Origin of the sequence: Stenotrophomonas sp. pho (genome assembly GCF_006228405.1) — a bacterium.
Classification (GTDB): Bacteria; Pseudomonadota; Gammaproteobacteria; order Xanthomonadales; family Xanthomonadaceae; genus Stenotrophomonas; species Stenotrophomonas sepilia.
Map to the genome: position 1 here is coordinate 2,170,040 of NZ_CP029759.1, position 15,526 is coordinate 2,185,565.

General features: G+C 65.0%; 14 protein-coding genes and 2 pseudogenes. 7 read left to right on the forward strand and 9 right to left on the reverse strand.

All coding sequences use genetic code 11. From position 1 onward, the window contains the following. Window positions 1–44 precede the first annotated feature (44 nt). The 3 genes and pseudogenes from DL544_RS10165 to DL544_RS10175 all read left to right on the forward strand — a co-directional run bounded on the left by DL544_RS10165 (window position 45) and on the right by DL544_RS10175 (window position 2,044). On the forward strand, window positions 45–668 hold the full coding sequence (locus tag DL544_RS10165) for a sigma-70 family RNA polymerase sigma factor (protein WP_049414756.1): 624 nt from the start codon (window positions 45–47) through the stop codon (window positions 666–668). Then, a complete protein-coding gene (locus tag DL544_RS10170) occupies window positions 665–1,339 on the forward strand; it encodes a ChrR family anti-sigma-E factor (RefSeq protein WP_065178584.1) in 675 nt (224 codons plus the stop codon). Before DL544_RS10165 ends, DL544_RS10170 begins: the two co-directional genes overlap by 4 nt. Window positions 1,340–1,352: 13 nt before the next feature. Next, a pseudogene (locus DL544_RS10175) lies at window positions 1,353–2,044 on the forward strand (Rossmann-fold NAD(P)-binding domain-containing protein). Window positions 2,045–2,046: 2 nt separating this feature from the next. Here the strand turns inward: DL544_RS10175 and DL544_RS10180 are convergent. The 5 genes and pseudogenes from DL544_RS10180 to DL544_RS10195 all read right to left on the reverse strand — a co-directional run bounded on the left by DL544_RS10180 (window position 2,047) and on the right by DL544_RS10195 (window position 7,845). Continuing rightward, window positions 2,047–4,446, reverse strand: coding sequence for a hybrid sensor histidine kinase/response regulator (locus DL544_RS10180; protein WP_139727079.1), 2,400 nt, complete (start codon window positions 4,444–4,446; stop codon window positions 2,047–2,049). Further along, the gene (locus tag DL544_RS10185; RefSeq protein WP_005416517.1) at window positions 4,439–4,906 is read right to left on the reverse strand and encodes a response regulator; all 468 of its coding nucleotides are present in this window, start codon (window positions 4,904–4,906) and stop codon (window positions 4,439–4,441) included. The genes DL544_RS10180 and DL544_RS10185 overlap by 8 nt, the downstream gene beginning before the upstream one ends. Beyond that, window positions 4,903–5,667, reverse strand: a complete 765-nt coding sequence (locus DL544_RS21795; RefSeq protein WP_235648692.1) for a sensor histidine kinase — start codon at window positions 5,665–5,667, stop codon at window positions 4,903–4,905. Before DL544_RS21795 ends, DL544_RS10185 begins: the two co-directional genes overlap by 4 nt. 21 nt (window positions 5,668–5,688) lie before the next feature. After that, a pseudogene (locus DL544_RS21805) lies at window positions 5,689–7,049 on the reverse strand (GAF domain-containing protein); the annotation flags it as partial. Between the two features lie 208 nt (window positions 7,050–7,257). Continuing rightward, window positions 7,258–7,845, reverse strand: coding sequence for a biliverdin-producing heme oxygenase (locus tag DL544_RS10195; RefSeq protein ID WP_176556917.1), 588 nt, complete (start codon window positions 7,843–7,845; stop codon window positions 7,258–7,260). A 127-nt stretch (window positions 7,846–7,972) separates the two neighbouring features. Between DL544_RS10195 and DL544_RS10200 the strand changes: the two genes are divergently transcribed. After that, a complete protein-coding gene (locus tag DL544_RS10200) occupies window positions 7,973–8,266 on the forward strand; it encodes a hypothetical protein (RefSeq protein WP_065178588.1) in 294 nt (97 codons plus the stop codon). Between the two features lie 16 nt (window positions 8,267–8,282). Here DL544_RS10200 and DL544_RS10205 read toward each other — a convergent pair whose 3' ends face one another. After that, window positions 8,283–8,768: a TspO/MBR family protein gene (locus DL544_RS10205; protein ID WP_065184851.1), complete on the reverse strand. Its 486-nt coding sequence runs from the start codon at window positions 8,766–8,768 to the stop codon at window positions 8,283–8,285. Window positions 8,769–8,841: 73 nt separating this feature from the next. Continuing rightward, on the reverse strand, window positions 8,842–11,037 hold the full coding sequence (locus tag DL544_RS10210; RefSeq protein WP_139727081.1) for an AsmA family protein: 2,196 nt from the start codon (window positions 11,035–11,037) through the stop codon (window positions 8,842–8,844). 133 nt (window positions 11,038–11,170) lie between these two features. Here DL544_RS10210 and DL544_RS10215 point away from each other — a divergent pair, with 133 nt between their 5' ends. The 3 genes from DL544_RS10215 (at window position 11,171) to DL544_RS10225 (ending at window position 12,909) form a co-directional block, all read left to right on the forward strand. Continuing rightward, entirely contained in the window at window positions 11,171–11,650 is a 480-nt protein-coding gene (locus DL544_RS10215; protein WP_139727082.1) for a GNAT family N-acetyltransferase, read from the forward strand. A 70-nt stretch (window positions 11,651–11,720) separates the two neighbouring features. After that, complete coding sequence (locus tag DL544_RS10220; RefSeq protein ID WP_139727083.1) at window positions 11,721–12,041, forward strand: hypothetical protein; 321 nt, start codon at window positions 11,721–11,723, stop codon at window positions 12,039–12,041. A 487-nt stretch (window positions 12,042–12,528) separates the two neighbouring features. Beyond that, the gene (locus DL544_RS10225; RefSeq protein ID WP_139727084.1) at window positions 12,529–12,909 is read left to right on the forward strand and encodes a DUF3653 domain-containing protein; all 381 of its coding nucleotides are present in this window, start codon (window positions 12,529–12,531) and stop codon (window positions 12,907–12,909) included. 485 nt (window positions 12,910–13,394) lie between these two features. Here DL544_RS10225 and DL544_RS10235 read toward each other — a convergent pair whose 3' ends face one another. Together DL544_RS10235 and DL544_RS10240 are read right to left on the reverse strand one after the other, a co-directional pair. After that, window positions 13,395–14,684, reverse strand: a complete 1,290-nt coding sequence (locus DL544_RS10235; protein WP_139727085.1) for a zonular occludens toxin domain-containing protein — start codon at window positions 14,682–14,684, stop codon at window positions 13,395–13,397. Between the two features lie 4 nt (window positions 14,685–14,688). After that, the gene (locus DL544_RS10240; RefSeq protein ID WP_088431654.1) at window positions 14,689–15,087 is read right to left on the reverse strand and encodes a hypothetical protein; all 399 of its coding nucleotides are present in this window, start codon (window positions 15,085–15,087) and stop codon (window positions 14,689–14,691) included. Window positions 15,088–15,526: the final 439 nt, after the last annotated feature.

A 15,526-nucleotide genomic window follows, 5' to 3' on the forward strand; every position in this document is an offset into this window, starting at 1 on the left:
GCGCGTAGAGAGGACAGACCTTCACCTGCCCGCCGCTCACGCAGATGTACCCTGACGCTGCCAGCACCCTCCTCAACTTCGATACCGCACGCACCGTGTCCAGTTCCCAGCAGCCCAGCAGCGAGCCGACGAACTGGGCCGATGACATGGACAGTGTGGCGCGGCTGCGCGACCGCGACTGTTTCATGCGGATCTATGACTACTTCATGCCGCGGCTGTGCGTGTATCTGCGTGGCCTGGGGGCACCCGACGCCGTGGCCGAGGAAATGGCGCAGGAGTGCCTGCTGCGCCTGTGGTTGCGGGCGGCCGAGTATGATGCGGCCCAAGGCGCGCTGAGTACCTGGCTGTACCGGATCGCGCGCAACCTGCATATCGACCGCATCCGTCGAGAGCGCAGCTGGATGCAGGTGCAGGCAGCGGTGGAAGACGCCGCGGCCGTGGACATGATCGAGCGCAGCAGCGCCGAGCAGTTCGCCGACCAGGCGCGCCTTCGCCAGCGCATCAACGAGCTGCCCGCCGTGCAGGCGAGGCTGGTGCGGATGTCCTATTTCGAGGCGAAGAGCCACAGCGAGATTGCCCAGGCGCTGGGCATGCCGCTTGGAACGGTAAAGTCACACCTGCGACGTGCGTTCCTGCAACTGCAGGCCAAAGTGGGAGGTGCGCTGTGAATCCGCATCACCACCTGCACGAATCCACGCTGATGAGCTATGCCGCCGGCGCGCTGCCGGCGCCGTTGAGCATCGTGGCCGGTGCCCACCTCGAGCAGTGCCCCCACTGCCGCCAGCGCCTGCGCGATGCCGAGGCGATCGGCTCGGTGCTGCTGGAGCAGACCCAACCGCCCGCGGCCGACGCGCGTCGCGAGCAGTTGCGCGAGGCCATGCTGGTGCAGCTGGCCTCGGACGCGCCGAGCGCCATCGCCGGAGCCAGGCGCCCGGTGCCGAGGGAGCGGCCCGAGGCCGATCCGGACCATCTGCCCGCCTCGTTGCATCCTTACTTCGGCGCTTCGCTCAGTGCCCTGCGCTGGCGCTGGATGGCGCCCGGCGTGCACTGCATCAGGGCTGAGCAGATGCCCTCGCTGATCATGCTGAAGATTGCCCCGGGCAAGTGCCTGCCGATGCACAGCCATGGCCGCAGCGAACTGACCCACATCCTTCGAGGCTCGTACAACGACGCGCTGGGGCTGTTCGCGCCGGGCGACGTGGCGGACCTGGACGAGGAGGTGGAGCATCAACCGGTAACTGCCCCGGGTGTTCCCTGCATCTGCGTTTCAGCGCTGGACGCGCCGTTGGTGTTCAGTGGCTGGCTGGCGCGGAAGATCCAGCGTTTCGTGAAACTCTAGCGTGGGTGCGACCATGGCCGGGAAAGGTGCGTTGAGGATTCTGTTGACCGGTGCCTCGGGCTTGGTCGGGCAGGGCGTGGCGTTGGCCTGCCAGCGCTCGCCGCAGGTCGGCCATCTGGCCGCGCTGGTGCGGCGCCCGGGCAGCCTCAGCGGAGCGGGTAGGGAGCTGGTTGTTCCTGACTTCCTGCATATCCAGGGGCGCTCGGATGAACTGGCCGGGTTCGACGCATGCTTCTACTGTGCCGGTGCGCCACCGGTCGGCACGGCTGAGGCCGAGTATCGACGCGTGACCCGGGACATCACGCTGGCGGTGGCCCGCGCCTGGGCAACTGCGAATCCCGAGGGATGTTTCCTGTATGTATCCGGTGCCGGCGCGGATCCACAGAGCAGATTGATGCCGTTGAGGATCAAGGGCGAGACCGAGGTGGCATTGCAGGCCCTGCCGATGCGCTCGGTGATGCTGCGCCCGGGGGCGTCCGGCCGGTGCCGGGAACCGGCACGCGTCACGGCTTGCTCAAGCCCCTGTACTGGGGTGGCGCGCCGTTGATGAAGCTGGCCGGCGCCGTTGCGCCGTCGTTGATGACCAGCAATCTGGCGCTGGGCCAGGCGATGATCGCACTGGCCGGGCGGGAGCATCCGCCGGGCACGGTGGAATGCGCGGACATCAACCGGATCGCTGCTGGCGCGCGCGATCCGGCGTCCTGATCTCAGAGTGGCACCGTCTCCAGCGCGGTGCGCACCGCCGTCGCCAGGTCACTGCGGGTAAACGGCTTCGGCAGCAGTGCAACGGCCCGTCCCTGGCTGCCCACCTGGTCGTGGTCGCGCGGATAGCCCGACGTGAACAGGACGGCGACTTCCGGCCAGCGTTCACGGACTTCACGCACCAGCTCCCAGCCCGACATGCCGGGCATCACCACGTCAGAGAACAGCAGGTCCACTTTGGTATCAGGGCGTTCCAGCAGCCGCAGTGCGGAGGGGCCGTCGTGGGCTTCCAATACCCGGTAGCCCAGCAGCCGCAGTGCATCCACCGTGTGGGCGCGGACATCGTCGTTGTCCTCGGTCACCAGGATGGTTTCCTCGCGCGGCGAGTAGCCCGCCAGGCCGGTCTGCGGGGGACGCGCTTCGGAGGGCAGGGCCAGCGGTGAGCGCGGGAACATCATGGTGATACTGGTGCCGCCGCCTTCCACCGAATCGATCAGTACGTGGCCGCCTGACTGCTTGACGAACCCGTGCACCATCGACAGGCCCAGGCCGGTGCCACGGCCAACCTGCTTGGTGGTGAAGAAGGGTTCGAAGACCCGGGCAAGCGTCGCCGCATCCATGCCGTGGCCGTTGTCACGCACCCGCAGCATCACGTACTCGCCCGGCGTCGCATCCGGGAACAGCGCAGCGTAGTCGTGGTCGAGGTGGCTGTTGTCGACCTCGATCACCAGCCGGCCGCCGTGCGGCATCGCATCGCGGGCATTCACCGCCAGGTTCAGTACGGAGGCCTCCAGCTGGCTGACGTCGATCTCGACACACCAGATGTCCTCGGCGCTGCGGATCTCCAACTGCACCAGCTCACCCAGCGCACGCTGCAGCATGTCGTGCATGTCCAGCAGGCGCTCGTTGAGGTTGGCGGCCTGGCTGCGCAGCGGCTGGCGGCGGGCAAACGCCAGTAGGCGCTGGGTCAGGCTGGCGGCACGGCCCACCCCCTTCAGCGCATTGTCCAGCGCACGGCCCACCAGCGCACCGGCCTCGCCAGCCCTTTCACTGAGCAGCATGGCGTGCTCGACATTGCCGGAAATGACGGTCAGGATGTTGTTGAAATCATGTGCGATGCCGCCGGTGAGCTGGCCGACCGCCTCGATTTTCTGCGACTGGCGCAGGGCATGCTCAGCCTGCACGCGCGCGGTGGTTTCCACGGCCTCGGAGACCACAGCGGTGACCACCCCTTCCGTATCGAGCAGTGGACGGAACGAGAAATCGAAGCTGCGCCGCCCGGTCGGGAGTTCCAGTTCCAGCGCATGCAGTGAACTGCGGCCCTGTACGGCTGCGGCCACGGCCCGATCGATCAGCGCGCTGATGCCCTCGGTGGTGCCGAACCAGACCGATTCGGCGAAGCGTTGGCCAACGACGTCCTTCTTGTCTGCCAGCACCGCGGCCAGTGACGCGTCATTGGCATCGACCACGCGTCCGGACAGATCCAGCAGCACCTGGTGCTGGAAACTGGATTCGAAGATCGTCTGCAGGCGCCGCTTGCTGGCGCGCAACTCGGCCGTGCGTGCCTGTACCTGCTGCTCGAGCAGCTGGTTGTCTTCGCGCAGGGCCAGCTCGGCCTGTTTCAGCAGCGAGACGTCGCTGCCCAGGCAGATATACCCGGCCACGCTGCCATCGGCGGCATGCTCAGGCACGCAGTCCATCTGCACGAATCGTGATTCGCCACTGCGATGGATCAGTTCGACCTGGAAGCGGGTGCGCTCGCCCTGCAGTACGCGTTCCAGGCTGGGCAGGGCGTGCTCGAAGGCGGAAATGCCGCTGACATCCCGAGCCGGCCGACCCAGCAGTTCTGCAAGGCTGAATCCATGCCAGTCCAGGAACGCCTTGTTGGCAAACCGGTAGCGATGGTCCTTGTCCAACTGGGCGATCAGCGCCGGGACGGCATCGGTCACCATCTGCAGCTGGGCCTGGCTTTCGTTCAGGGCGGCCTGCGCATTGGCCAGCTGGGTGCGCTCGTGCGCCTCCTGGCGGGCGCGTCGGATCGCATCGGGCAAGCGTTGCAGGCGTTGCTTCACCACGTAGTCGCGGGCACCGCGCGTGAGTGCCTGTACCGCCAGTTCCTCGGTCAGGGTGCCGGAAACAAAGATGAAAGGCGTCTGCGGCACGCACTCGCGCGCCAGGGCAAGTGCTGCGTCACCATCGAAGCCTGGCAGGACATGATCGGCGAGGATCACGTCGAACGGGCGGTTTTCGATGGCCTCGATGAACGCGTTGCGGGTCCACAGGCGCTCGGCCTCGAAATCGAGGCCGGCACGCTGCAGCTGGGCGCTGATCAGCTCCGCATCAAGCGCGCTGTCCTCCAGCATGAGGATGCGCAGGCGCTCGCTGCGGCGCGATCCATCACGCATTGCGCTGCCCCGAACCGTTGGGTCGATGCGGTGGCGGCTGGTTGGTGATGCCCCAGAACATGCCCAGGCCCTGGATGGCGTCGAAGAATTCCTTGAAGTCGACCGGCTTGACCACGAATGCGTTGACGCCCAGTTCGTAACTGCGCACCAGATCCTGCTCCTCGCGCGAAGAGGTCAGCATCACAACCGGGGTGCTGCTCAGGTACGGGTCGCCACGGACCTGCTCCAGTACCTCCAAGCCATTGACTTTGGGCAGCTTCAGGTCCAGCAGCACGACCACCGGGCCGCCGTGCATGGCACCGGCGAACTTGCCTTCGCAGCGCAGGTAATCCAGCGCTTCGGCGCCGTCGCGTACATGGATGACATCGTTCAACAGCTGGCAGCGCTCAAGCGCGGCCATCGTCAGCTCTGCATCCTTGGGGCTGTCCTCTACCAGGAGGATCGGCCGCAGGTCCCTCATGGGTGTTCTCCTGTGGAGCGGGGTAGGGTGAAGTGAATGGTCGCGCCCTTGCCGGGCTCGCCCTCGGCCCAGGTACGGCCGCCATGGCGGCCGATGATGCGGCGCACGTTGGCCAGGCCGATGCCGGTGCCTTCGAACTCTTCGATGTGATGCAGGCGCTGGAACACGCCGAACAGCTTGTCGACGTAACGCATGTCGAAGCCGCAGCCGTTGTCGCGCACGAAGAAGTGATCTTCGTCGTCGCTGCGGCCGTGCCCAATCTCGATCATCGCGTGCTCGCGCTCGCGGGTGAACTTGATCGCGTTGCCCAGCAGGTTCTGCCAGACCAGGCGAAGCATCGTCGGGTCGGCTTCCACCTCCGGCAGCGGCGCGAGCGTCCACTGCACGTCGCGGCCGGCGTAATCCAGCGCCAGGCTCCGGCGCACGTCCTCGGCCAGCGCAGCCATGTCCAGACGCACCCGCCCAAGCGTGGAGCGTCCCATCTGCGAGAAGCTGAGCAGGTCGTCCACCAGTGTGCCGGCGGACTTTGCTGAATCGACGATCGTATCCAGGAAGCGGCGCTCGGTCTCGTTGAGGCGGTCGCCCGCCGAGCTGCCAAGCAGCTCCGAATAGCCCACGATGTGGCGGAAGGGGGCGCGCAGGTCGTGGCTGACCGAATAGGAAAAGGCTTCCAGTTCCTTGTTGCTGCGCAGGAGCTGCTCGTTCAGTTCCGCCATCTCCTCGGCCTTGCGCAGCACGATATCGACGATGGCCGTGCGCATCTCGTGTGCCGCATCGCAGTCGGCGTCGGTCCACGGCAGGCTGCGCTGCCGCACGGTCTCTTTCCAGGCGTCGAAGGAGCTCCGCGGGGAGAGTGCGACGCCGGGCGCTGCGGTCTTGCGGGGGTCTCCCCCCAGCGCACGGTTCGCACCACCTCCGGCCGGAACCACATCAGGTAGCTGTCATGCAGCTGCGAAATGGACACTGCCAGCAGGCCGCTGGCTACATCGGCCAGGTGCGCGGCAGGCGACCAGTCGGCGGCAAGATGGTCGGTGCAGTAGGTTTCCTGGCCGGGCTGCCGGGTAGCCAGCCAATCGGCCAGCGCCAGCACGTCGCTGGCGGGCGGGCACTCACCCACGCGCATGCAGTCGCCCTTGTGCACGATGGCAGCCCCGGCCGCGCCGGTCAGCGACAGCAGGCTGCCTTCGTCCTGGCGCAGGGCCGCCATGAATTCTTCGTCGCCGGCCATGCGGCCCAGCAGCTTGACCAGTATCGAGCGACGCGCGACGCGTTCTTCAATCGCGAGCGCGCGCTCCTTCAGTGCAATCTGCAGCGACAGGATCTGGCCCATGAACTCGCAGGCGGTACGCACGTGGTAGGGCAGGCGGCGTGGCTGCACGGTGTGGCAGGACACCAGGCCCCATAACCGCCCCTCATGTACCAGTGACACCGACATCGACGCCCCGGTCCCCATGTTGCGCATGTACTGAAGATGCACGGGGGACACGCTGCGCAGCACGGCCAGGCTCAGGTCGGTCGGTGGCGCCTCGCGGTGGTCTTCGGCCCGCATCAGCGGGGTAGGGGTATAGTTGTTGTCTGCGATCAGGCGCACCCGGTTCCGGCGGTACAGTTCGCGGGCCTGTGCGGGAATGTCCGACTCGGGAAAGCGCAGGTCCAGGTAGGACGGCAACAGGCCATTGCCATCTTCGGCCACCACGATGCCATTCCAGCCAGCATCGAATTGATAGACCAGGGTGCGGTCAAAGCCGGTGAGCCGCCGCATGTGCGCGGCCGCAAGCCTGCACAGGTCTTCCACCGTCGCTGCCGATTCAATGCCGGTCATCAGCTCGCGGATGGCTGGATACAGTTCTTCCAGCGAACCGGGCTGGCCGGGAACCGGCGCCTCCAGCTCGACCAGAAGATCCGTGGCGGAGCGGTGCACGAGCAGCTGATGGCGGCCGTGCCCATCCAGGTGCACCGCACCGACATGCGCGCTGCTGCCCACCGTCGCCTGTTGCAACACGCCCTGGAACGGTGCCAGCACGCCGCCCAGCACTTCACTGACGTGCTGCATCAACGGTTCGCCGAACTGTTTCAGCAGCCCGGGGTGGCTGATGGCGCGCTCGCGTACCTGCAGGGACTGCGGTTCAACGACCAGAAGCACACCGTAGGGCTGGATCGCGCCAGGGGTGTGGATCGGTTCGCGCGCGCAACGGGACAGGGCAGTGTCGTGCGCGGATTCGGTAGGAGGCGTCAAGGGCGGGACTCATGATTCGTGGATGGCTGGAACGGCCCAGCACTGCATCCGGTGTGCATGGATGGTGAAGCAAAAGCGTGCCGCCGCATACCACCACGTGAATGTGAAGGGTCTTTCATTCAAACCTGAATTCTTCATCTACGCAGCGACGGATGAACTGGAAGGCGTCTGTCGCGCCCCTGCATGCCTGTGCGCGCTCCTGGCCACTTAAAACGAGGGCATCCAGTTCCTCCCGCTCGCGTCTCCAGTATTCGGCCACACCGAGGTTGGAAGGGCGCAGGTGGCGCGCTCCGTATCCGGCATGAAGCTGCAACGCAGCGGCCATCTTCAACAGCACGGCCGCCCCCAGCGTCGAGCCCTCCGCCACGTAGCGCCAGCCCAGAACAGTCGCTTTCGAGAACACATGCGGCTGCGGTTGCCAGGCATGGGGTGCCGGCATGGAAGCGCCGAGGTCGCGAAGATCCTCCTCGATCAGCGGCAAGCGGGTCGCGCCCGGATCCTGCATCCGGTACAGCGGCGCAACAGCGCTATGGAAGTGCCATTGCACGCGCAGGAAGCAGAGGTAACGCTGGCGCGACGCGAAGATGTGTTGCTGCAACAGGTGCTGGTCGAGGCGATCGTGGGCCGCTCGGGTGTGCGCTTTCAGGGCGGCGCTGAGGGCAATGGGGTGATCGGGTTGTGCTGGCAATGTGGATGTAGGCATCGGCGCGCACCCTAGCAGATTTCGATGCAGAGACCGGTGCAGGTTTCGCGGCCAGCACATCTGCGCTGCACGCCAGCTAGACAGCGGCTGCCCTACGGTGACTGCACTTCCAACAGATGCCACGCCCGTGAACCTGCAGACCGCACCCGCGCCCCAGTACCGTATGCTCCCTGACAGCTGCCAATTTGAATTGCTGGATGTGGATGCACTGCAGGATCCAGCCAGTGGCCGGCTGCTGCACCTGTACTCGCTGGTAGCGCGTTGCCTTTCCTGCGAGACGATCTTCAAGGCAGAAGAAGGGCAGGGCCTGGTCAGCCATACTGCAGCGCGAGTGGTGCGGTGCCCCACCGGTTGCGGGCAGCAGGCGTTCAAGCCGGGCCTGTTGCGGACCTGGTGCCCACAGGCCGTGGCCCAGGCCTGAACGCTGGATCCGCGTGTCACAGCAGCCCTGGATTGGCCCGCCAGACGGCGAAGTTGAGCGCCGAGGCGAACAGGATCCAGGCGAGATAGGGAAGCAGCAGCACTGCCGCGGCCGGGCGGGTACGCGCAAACGCGACGATCGTCGCGCACACCAACACGATCAATACGAGAATGTCGGCGAAGGCAAGCGCGCCCAGCTTCCAGCCGAAGAACAGCCAGCTCCACAGTGCGTTGACGGCCAGCTGCACCAGATAGAGCAGCAGCGCGGGTCGTGCCCCGCGCCAGCCACGTTCGCGCCAGACCAGCCACGCGGCAACCGCCATCATGGCGTAGAGCAGCGTCCACACCGGACCAAAGACGCTGGCCGGTGGCGCCCATGCCGGAAGCGTGAGGGTAGCGTAGAAGCTTGCCGCGGACGTGGACGCCCACGCCCCCAAGGCTGCCGCGACGAAGGTGATCGCCACCCATCCCAGAAATCCGGAAACCTGTGAACTCCGCTTCATAGCGTGCAGCTCCCTGATGCTTGTGCTGCCTGTCTACGCACAGGGGCAGCGAACGGATGCAGGTTGCTGGCCTTCAATCTGAAGAACCGACGGCACCCGCTCCCTGGCTCGCTGGCAGCAGGGAAGGTCGCTGGTCAAACCACTCCCTTGCTTTCGCCAGGTGCCATTGGCGCTGGTCACCGTCCAGCTCGATGCCCGCACCCAGCAGCCCCCAGCGCAGATAGAGATCACCGCGCTTGCGCTGGTCGAGCAGATCCAGCCGCGCGCGTACCGAAAGCCGATCGTTCTCGGCCTGCAGTCCATCGATGATCAGATGGCCCGGGCGCCAGCGCAGCGTCGCCCGTGCCTGCACCTGGCCGGAATCCAACAGCGACAGGGTCCAGCGCGGGTAGTCGGTACGCTCTGCGAACAGTGCAAGCAACGGCCGGGCATCGCTGAGATCCAGATCCGTGGTGGCATCGACCTGGAAGGGCGACTGCGCGTCGATGCGGCCACGCTTGAAGGCCACGCGGCCTTTCCATGCGCTTGCCCGCTCTGCGCCCGCCACCTGCACATTGCGAAGTTCGACGGTGGTGCCGGACAGATCGAAATGACGCTGATTGAAGTCACCGCGGCGCAGTGTTGCCTTCACGTCGACGTCGCCGCCCATGTCCAGCCCTGCCACCTTGGCGCTGGCATTGCGCCCCAGCAGCCGGGCAGTGCCATGGCCGACGCGTCCATCGGTGTCGAGCGTGGCATCGCCGCTCAGGCTGCCGGTGCCACGGAGCAGCCGCACCTGCGGCGAGCCCAGGTAACGGTTGTAGGCGGCCAGGTCGGGAATGGTTGCCTGGCTGAATCGCAGGTGCGCGCGGACACCCTTGCGCAGCTCCTGCAGGCGACCATCGCCGCTCAGGTCCAGGGCCAGATCACGGCCGTCGAACAGGCGCACATCCTTGGCATCGGTTGGCCGTGCAGTGAATCGTGGCAGCCGGACAGCCAGCTGTGCCTGGCTGGGGCTGCCGGCCTTCAGTTCGCCATGGGCGCTGGCCGTGCCCGCCAGTCGTACGCCGGCGACTTCGGCCACGGCTTCGGCGGCCGGAATGTCCACAGTGCTGCCTTCGATCAGTTCGCCGTTGCGCACGCGCAGATCCGCTTTCAGCGTGCCACCGCCGTCCAGCTGCAGCCACGGCTTGCGAACGAACAGGGCAGGGATCCAGTTGAGCGAAGTGAACGTCCATTCGCCGCGCACGGTACCAGAGCTGCGTTCCAGCAGCTGGGCGGGCTGCTGGAAGGGGATGTCCCGGCCACGGACGTGCAGATCCGCATCCACTTCACTGCCTGAGCCGGGTTTGGGCGGCAGGCGGGCCTGCAGGCGCAGGTCGTTGGACACATTGAGCTGCAGCGCCAGCACGCCGCGATTGGGGGCACCATCACCCAGGTAGAGCGGCACCTGCCAGATGGCGCGGTCCCCGGGCTGCAGCTGGCCGTCGATCAGGTGCAGCGCCAGCTGCAGGCGTCCGGGCACGGGGGCGCTGGAGATCTTCGGCGTTGTGGCATCCGTGTCCATGCGCAGGCCCTGGCTGCGGGCGTCGACCTCAAGCTGGGCATGCAGCAACTTCAACTTGGCCAGACCGGGCGCCTGGTCCCGATAGTGGCGCGGATAGCTGAAGCGCGCGGTGAGATCCATGTCGCCCAACAGCTGCACGCCGTCAAAACTGGTGTCCGCATCGCTGAACGCCACCTCGGATTCGAAGAGCTCCGACGGCCCGCCGCGCAGCTGCTTGAGAAAGCCCACCGTACCCCGGCCCTTGCCAATGATCAGCAACTTGCCAAAGCGTGCGCTGCGGATGCTGTCGCTGTGGATGGCGTCGAAACGGAGCGTCCAGCCGCGGTCGCTGCGCGGTGGTGGCGGGATGGCTTCTTCGACGCGGCTGATCTCGGCGGAAACCCCCGTCGCCTGCAAGCGCGGAACCCGCACCTCGCGCTGGAACAGGGGCAGCACCGCCAACCGGGCGCTGGCGCGCTCGGCATGCAGCACGTAGACCGTGTGGTTCACGTGGCCGCGCATGTGCACGTTCCAGGCGATGACATGGCCGGGCAGCAGCGTGATGGCCGGGCCGGTGGTCATCACGAACTTGTGCGGCTTGCGGTTGGTGACCTGATCGAACAGCGGGGTATTGAGGAAGATGTTGCCGGCCAGCAGGTACAGCAGGTAGATGCCCAGCAGGACGTACGCGGGAACGCGCCACCGTCGAAGCCGCTGCGGGATGTGCACGGAAACAGGAGACATCTACTGCTCTGAGGGCCGGAATTTCCACAACTATTGCGGAGCCGATGGCGGTGGCGCGTGAAGCAGCTACGGGGCAGGCGCTGGATTCTGGTAGTGTCCGGCCTGGTCACCACCACAGATCTGCAGGAGACGCATGGAGATCCGGCCCGCCCGTGCAGGCGATTTCGACGCGATGTGGGGCATGTTCAAGGCGGCCATTGCGGCGCAGGATGCGCTGCCTTTTGCCTCCTCTTTTGAGGTCGAAACCTTTCGCGCGCATTGGTTCCTGTCGCAGACACCTTATGTGGCCGTTCTGCAGGGCCGGGTGGTGGGCATGTACAAGATGGGCCCGAACTTCCCTGATCTGGGGGCGCATGTGGCGAGCGCCACGTATGTGGTGGATGTTTTCGCACAGGGGCAGGGCGTGGGCCGGGCCTTGGTGGAACACAGTCTGGAACGGGCGAGGGCGGAAGGATTCCTCGCCATGCAGTTCAATTACGTGGTCAGTACCAATGCCCCGGCGGTGGCGCTGTACAGGAAGCTGGGGTTCGAGGTGGTCGGTACGTTACCCAAGGCGTTCCGGCATGGGACGCTGGGTCTGGTGGATGTCTTTGTGATGCACAGGTTCCTGTGATGCGATGCGTCCGCCGCGCGTGGTCGGCGATATCCAGCCGAGCTGGCTGCACAATTCCTGAGGATGTCCCTTGAATCCATTGGTACAGTTTTTGCTGAGTCTGCTGGCGGGCGCGTTCCTCCTTCTGTTGGCTGTGGGGCACGACTACTGGAAGCGCCTGCGTTGGCTCTTCGGATGGGATCCCAATCTGGGCCATGAATCTGCAGACAAGCTCATTTCCATCGCCAACAGGACGGTGCTGGTGACGGCCGCCTTGCTGTTGGTTTGGGCGGTGACAGGCCCATCCCCGTACCGGAGGAACTGGGAGATGGAGGTTTGGGGTTTGCCGGCCGGCACGTTGATTGCGTATGTGGCGCTCATCCTCAGCGCATCGACGCGGTCCCGCGCCTAGATGGCATGGAGCTCGCCGGCATGGAACGGCCCAATAGCGTGACGCGTCACGACCATTGAGTGGCTACGGCTGGGGTGCCAGAACGCGCTCCTGAGGCCTCGGTTGTTGGTGCCGAATCGGCGAAAGCGCTCTTGCCAGGCTGGCGTGCAGCCACGGCAAGATCAGCGGCAAAACTACGCCCGCAAAGCCGTCTTTACCCGCCACTGTCAGATCCGCAAGATCCTTTGCCATTCCTGCAGAGGTTGAGGGAAGCCCAAAGGGCGGTTGGCAGTGATCGAATCACTGACAATCAGGCCGGCGCCTGGAGTGGATCAGGGGCGTGACTGGTGAAGCCTGGATCGGGCAATGGCGTAATGAACATAATATACATTATGCGAAATGCTGTATCGACCTTGGCACGGTTCGTCGGCTCCGCGTGGCAATGGCTGGGCCTCTGGCTCGGCTCTTGCCTGCGTCCTCAATCCCCGGCCAAGGATGAGATCGCGGCATGATTGAGTTTGACCCGCACCAACGTATCGACTTGACCGGCCCTTGGGCCGGTTTTTCTTTCCTCGGTGATCGCCTGATCACCCCCGAGGGCCGCGAGCTGCTTCCCGAAGATCTGGCCTGGCTGTCACTCACCGCCTGCCAAGCGCAGGAATGGCGCCGGATGATGGAAACTGCGCGCTCGAGGCCGTCGATCGACAGTTCCAGAAATGCGCGCAATCGCGATGCCGGCATTCGCCATCATCCTGCCACTGTCGTCAATCTGCGAGACGTGGTGAGCCGGCGCAAACAGCGTTCGGCGGTGGTGATGGCTGGCCCTGACGCCGAGCCACCTGCAGCAGACCTACCGGCGCCGGGGCCAAGGCGCCGCGAGCGCGTGTGAAGCGTTTCCGTAGGGGCGCTGCCCCTACACCCCGGTTCATTGCTCGCGGCAGCGCAGCCATTCGCCCTTGGCATTTCGCAACTGTTCCCAGCCGTTGTTTAGGCGGCGCATTGCGGTGCCCCCCATGCAGGCAGCGCCCAGCTGCTTTGCCTCGGCGCTCCCGTAGGCTGGCATGCGAACAATCTCGCTCGATGGCGTTGGTAACCCTTGGCGACGCGCCTCGCCCTGTATCAGGGATCGCTCAATGTCCGCGCAATAGATCCGGATGCGTGGATCAACGTGTTGTTGGCATTTCAGAGGCTCTGCGCCAAGGTTGCTCGCCTTCGGTGTTGGCGGCGTGTACCTGGGCGGTGGCTGTGGACCGGTGGCCGAGCGTAGTTGTTGCGCATGCGCAGGTGCCCACAGCAGCAGTAGAGCCAGCACTAGGCCTGATCGAATGTCCATTTCGCCCCAAGGTTCGGGGGCATGGTATCCCATTGCGAAAATCAGAAGCTCGCCGGATATGGCGGCGTCTCTGGGAACGTGCCCATGGGGCGCTTCCCAACTGCTATTAGGGTGCTCCCGTTCGCCGCGGCGGTGGTCGGCTGTGTCTCGCTCGCGCTCGTCACAGGCGACCCCGCCGCAGCCTTTATGCGCGCGGTCGTAGCATCGGACTGCTCGCCAAACGGGTCCACGGGCCAAGTCGTGGCGATAATCTCATGCCCCTTAGCGCTCAGTAACACGCCGAATTCGGTTCGCTTCACAGACCAGCCCAGCGCCCACAGCTGCTCAGTGGTGAATCGATCGAGCACTTGCCCGCCGCCTGACGCGCGAAACTCCACGATGTCGCGCTGACCGTACCACCCGGCGTGCCTCGCCCTGGCATTGGCCGCCATGTCCAAAATGTACTGAACGCCCGCAGGAAGCTTCTCCTTCGCCTTGGGTGTCTCGACCTTTGTGACCACCGTGGCCGGCTGAGCACCCGGCGCGTGCGCTATCGCGGGAATTGCGGCCTTCTGCGTCTTGACAACTTCCTTTAGCTTGCTCTCCTCGCCTGTGGAACCGTCTGCGAAGAAGAACCGCAGGAACATCACCACGCCAATGACAAGCGCGAGGCCCATTACGATTGATGGGCCGCGCAGGGTCTTCCACAAAGTGCGCGTGTTTCCCTTGTAGACCTCATTGGACTCGATGCCAGGCTGCACGCCGTGGTACAGCTCCCATATGGCCGGATCATACTTCCGCACCTCGGTGCCAACGGTTTCGTATTTGCCGGTGCCGGTGGCAGCGTAGAACCTCACCGAGTAGCGCTGATCGGACCCCAGCGCGTCGAGCTTGGTATACGTGTTCTTCTTCGCCATGCGGCGGATGATCAAGCGATGCAGGTCTTTGCAGTCCTGCGAAATGATCACCATGTCCAAGCTGATATGGCCGTGCTTGGCGAAGAAGTTTGCAGTGCGCTCGGGCAGGTTGGCGCGATTGGTAGGCCAGTATTCGTGTGCCTCATCGATCACGATCAGTGCGTGCTTCTCGATATGCGGAAACGAAATGGCGCCATCGTTGTCGGTGTCGCATACGCACCAATCAACCACTTCCTTGTCGCCCATCACGTGCACCAGGTCGCGCACCTCTTCTTCAGGCATGCCCAGGTGCGCGGCGATCTTGTCGAGGCTCTCCCCTACCCCGTTTAGGCGCACGTAGACATGGCGCTTAGCGCGCAATGCAGGAAGGATGTGATGCAGAACCGCCTCGTAGCTCTTGCCGCTGCGCGGCAAGCCTTCATGGCCGAAGATCATTTCGTTACGTCCACTGGAAGAGAGTGAGGAACACCCGCACAAGGCGGAATACAAGTGCAGCCGTCAACACAGCGATAGCCTCACCTACGCGCAACTGGGCAACGATGAAGGCGGTCCACGGCCCCGCAGCGTTGAGCATTGCGCAGAAGCTGATTTGCGATAGGAAATCAGGCGCTGGAATCAGGTACACGATGGCCTTGACGAACGACAGCACCAGCTCGATGAAGTCGGTCTGCAGATCCGTCATGAAGTCGGAGAAGTCCGCCCACAACGACGTGATCTGTTCCTTTGCCCACGTGGTAAGGGCGGTGACCGGCCCTACCCCATCGGCATATGCCCACGAAGCTGACAGCACGAGCACAATCAGCGCAGCAGCCAGCACGATCAGATGATTGCGCCTCATAGCAGTGCCCACCTCAGCGCCACGATGCCCATGCCTGCAAGGAAGACAAATCCGGCGTACTGGAACAGCTGTAGCAATGGGCCAGAGCACAGCGAGGCCAGGTCAAACTTGCCTGCGTACTGTCCACCATCCCACGTTGCAGTCGGACAAGTGCCACCGCCTGTGCAGCTGCCGAAGAAGCCTTTGACCTTCGACAAGATCGGGGCGCCTTCAATGGCCGTCTTGAACTCCGCTATCACCTGCTGAACCGTCTTGCCGGACTTCTTGTAGAGGCGCCCTGTCGTTGGTCCCGGCGCCCCTCCGTCACCGCCCTCGCCCGTTCCCGGGCCCGGTCCGGGCCCCGCACAGCCATCCGGGTCTTTGCAATCACCATCCCCGTCGCCGTCCCCATCACCATCACCATCACCGGGCCCGGTGCCACCGCCGCCATCACCGCCCC

Coding starts and splice junctions, on each gene's coding strand:
- DL544_RS10215 (WP_139727082.1), top strand. CDS start 11,171: ATGGAGATCCGGCCCGCCCGTGCAGGCGATTTCGACGCGATGTGGGGC.
- DL544_RS10205 (WP_065184851.1), bottom strand. CDS start 8,768: ATGAAGCGGAGTTCACAGGTTTCCGGATTTCTGGGATGGGTGGCGATC.
- DL544_RS21795 (WP_235648692.1), bottom strand. CDS start 5,667: ATGCGCACGGCCATCGTCGATATCGTGCTGCGCAAGGCCGAGGAGATG.
- DL544_RS10165 (WP_049414756.1), top strand. CDS start 45: ATGTACCCTGACGCTGCCAGCACCCTCCTCAACTTCGATACCGCACGC.
- DL544_RS10235 (WP_139727085.1), bottom strand. CDS start 14,684: ATGATCTTCGGCCATGAAGGCTTGCCGCGCAGCGGCAAGAGCTACGAG.
- DL544_RS10185 (WP_005416517.1), bottom strand. CDS start 4,906: ATGAGGGACCTGCGGCCGATCCTCCTGGTAGAGGACAGCCCCAAGGAT.
- DL544_RS10240 (WP_088431654.1), bottom strand. CDS start 15,087: ATGAGGCGCAATCATCTGATCGTGCTGGCTGCTGCGCTGATTGTGCTC.
- DL544_RS10225 (WP_139727084.1), top strand. CDS start 12,529: ATGATTGAGTTTGACCCGCACCAACGTATCGACTTGACCGGCCCTTGG.
- DL544_RS10180 (WP_139727079.1), bottom strand. CDS start 4,446: ATGCGTGATGGATCGCGCCGCAGCGAGCGCCTGCGCATCCTCATGCTG.
- DL544_RS10210 (WP_139727081.1), bottom strand. CDS start 11,037: ATGTCTCCTGTTTCCGTGCACATCCCGCAGCGGCTTCGACGGTGGCGC.
- DL544_RS10195 (WP_176556917.1), bottom strand. CDS start 7,845: ATGCCTACATCCACATTGCCAGCACAACCCGATCACCCCATTGCCCTC.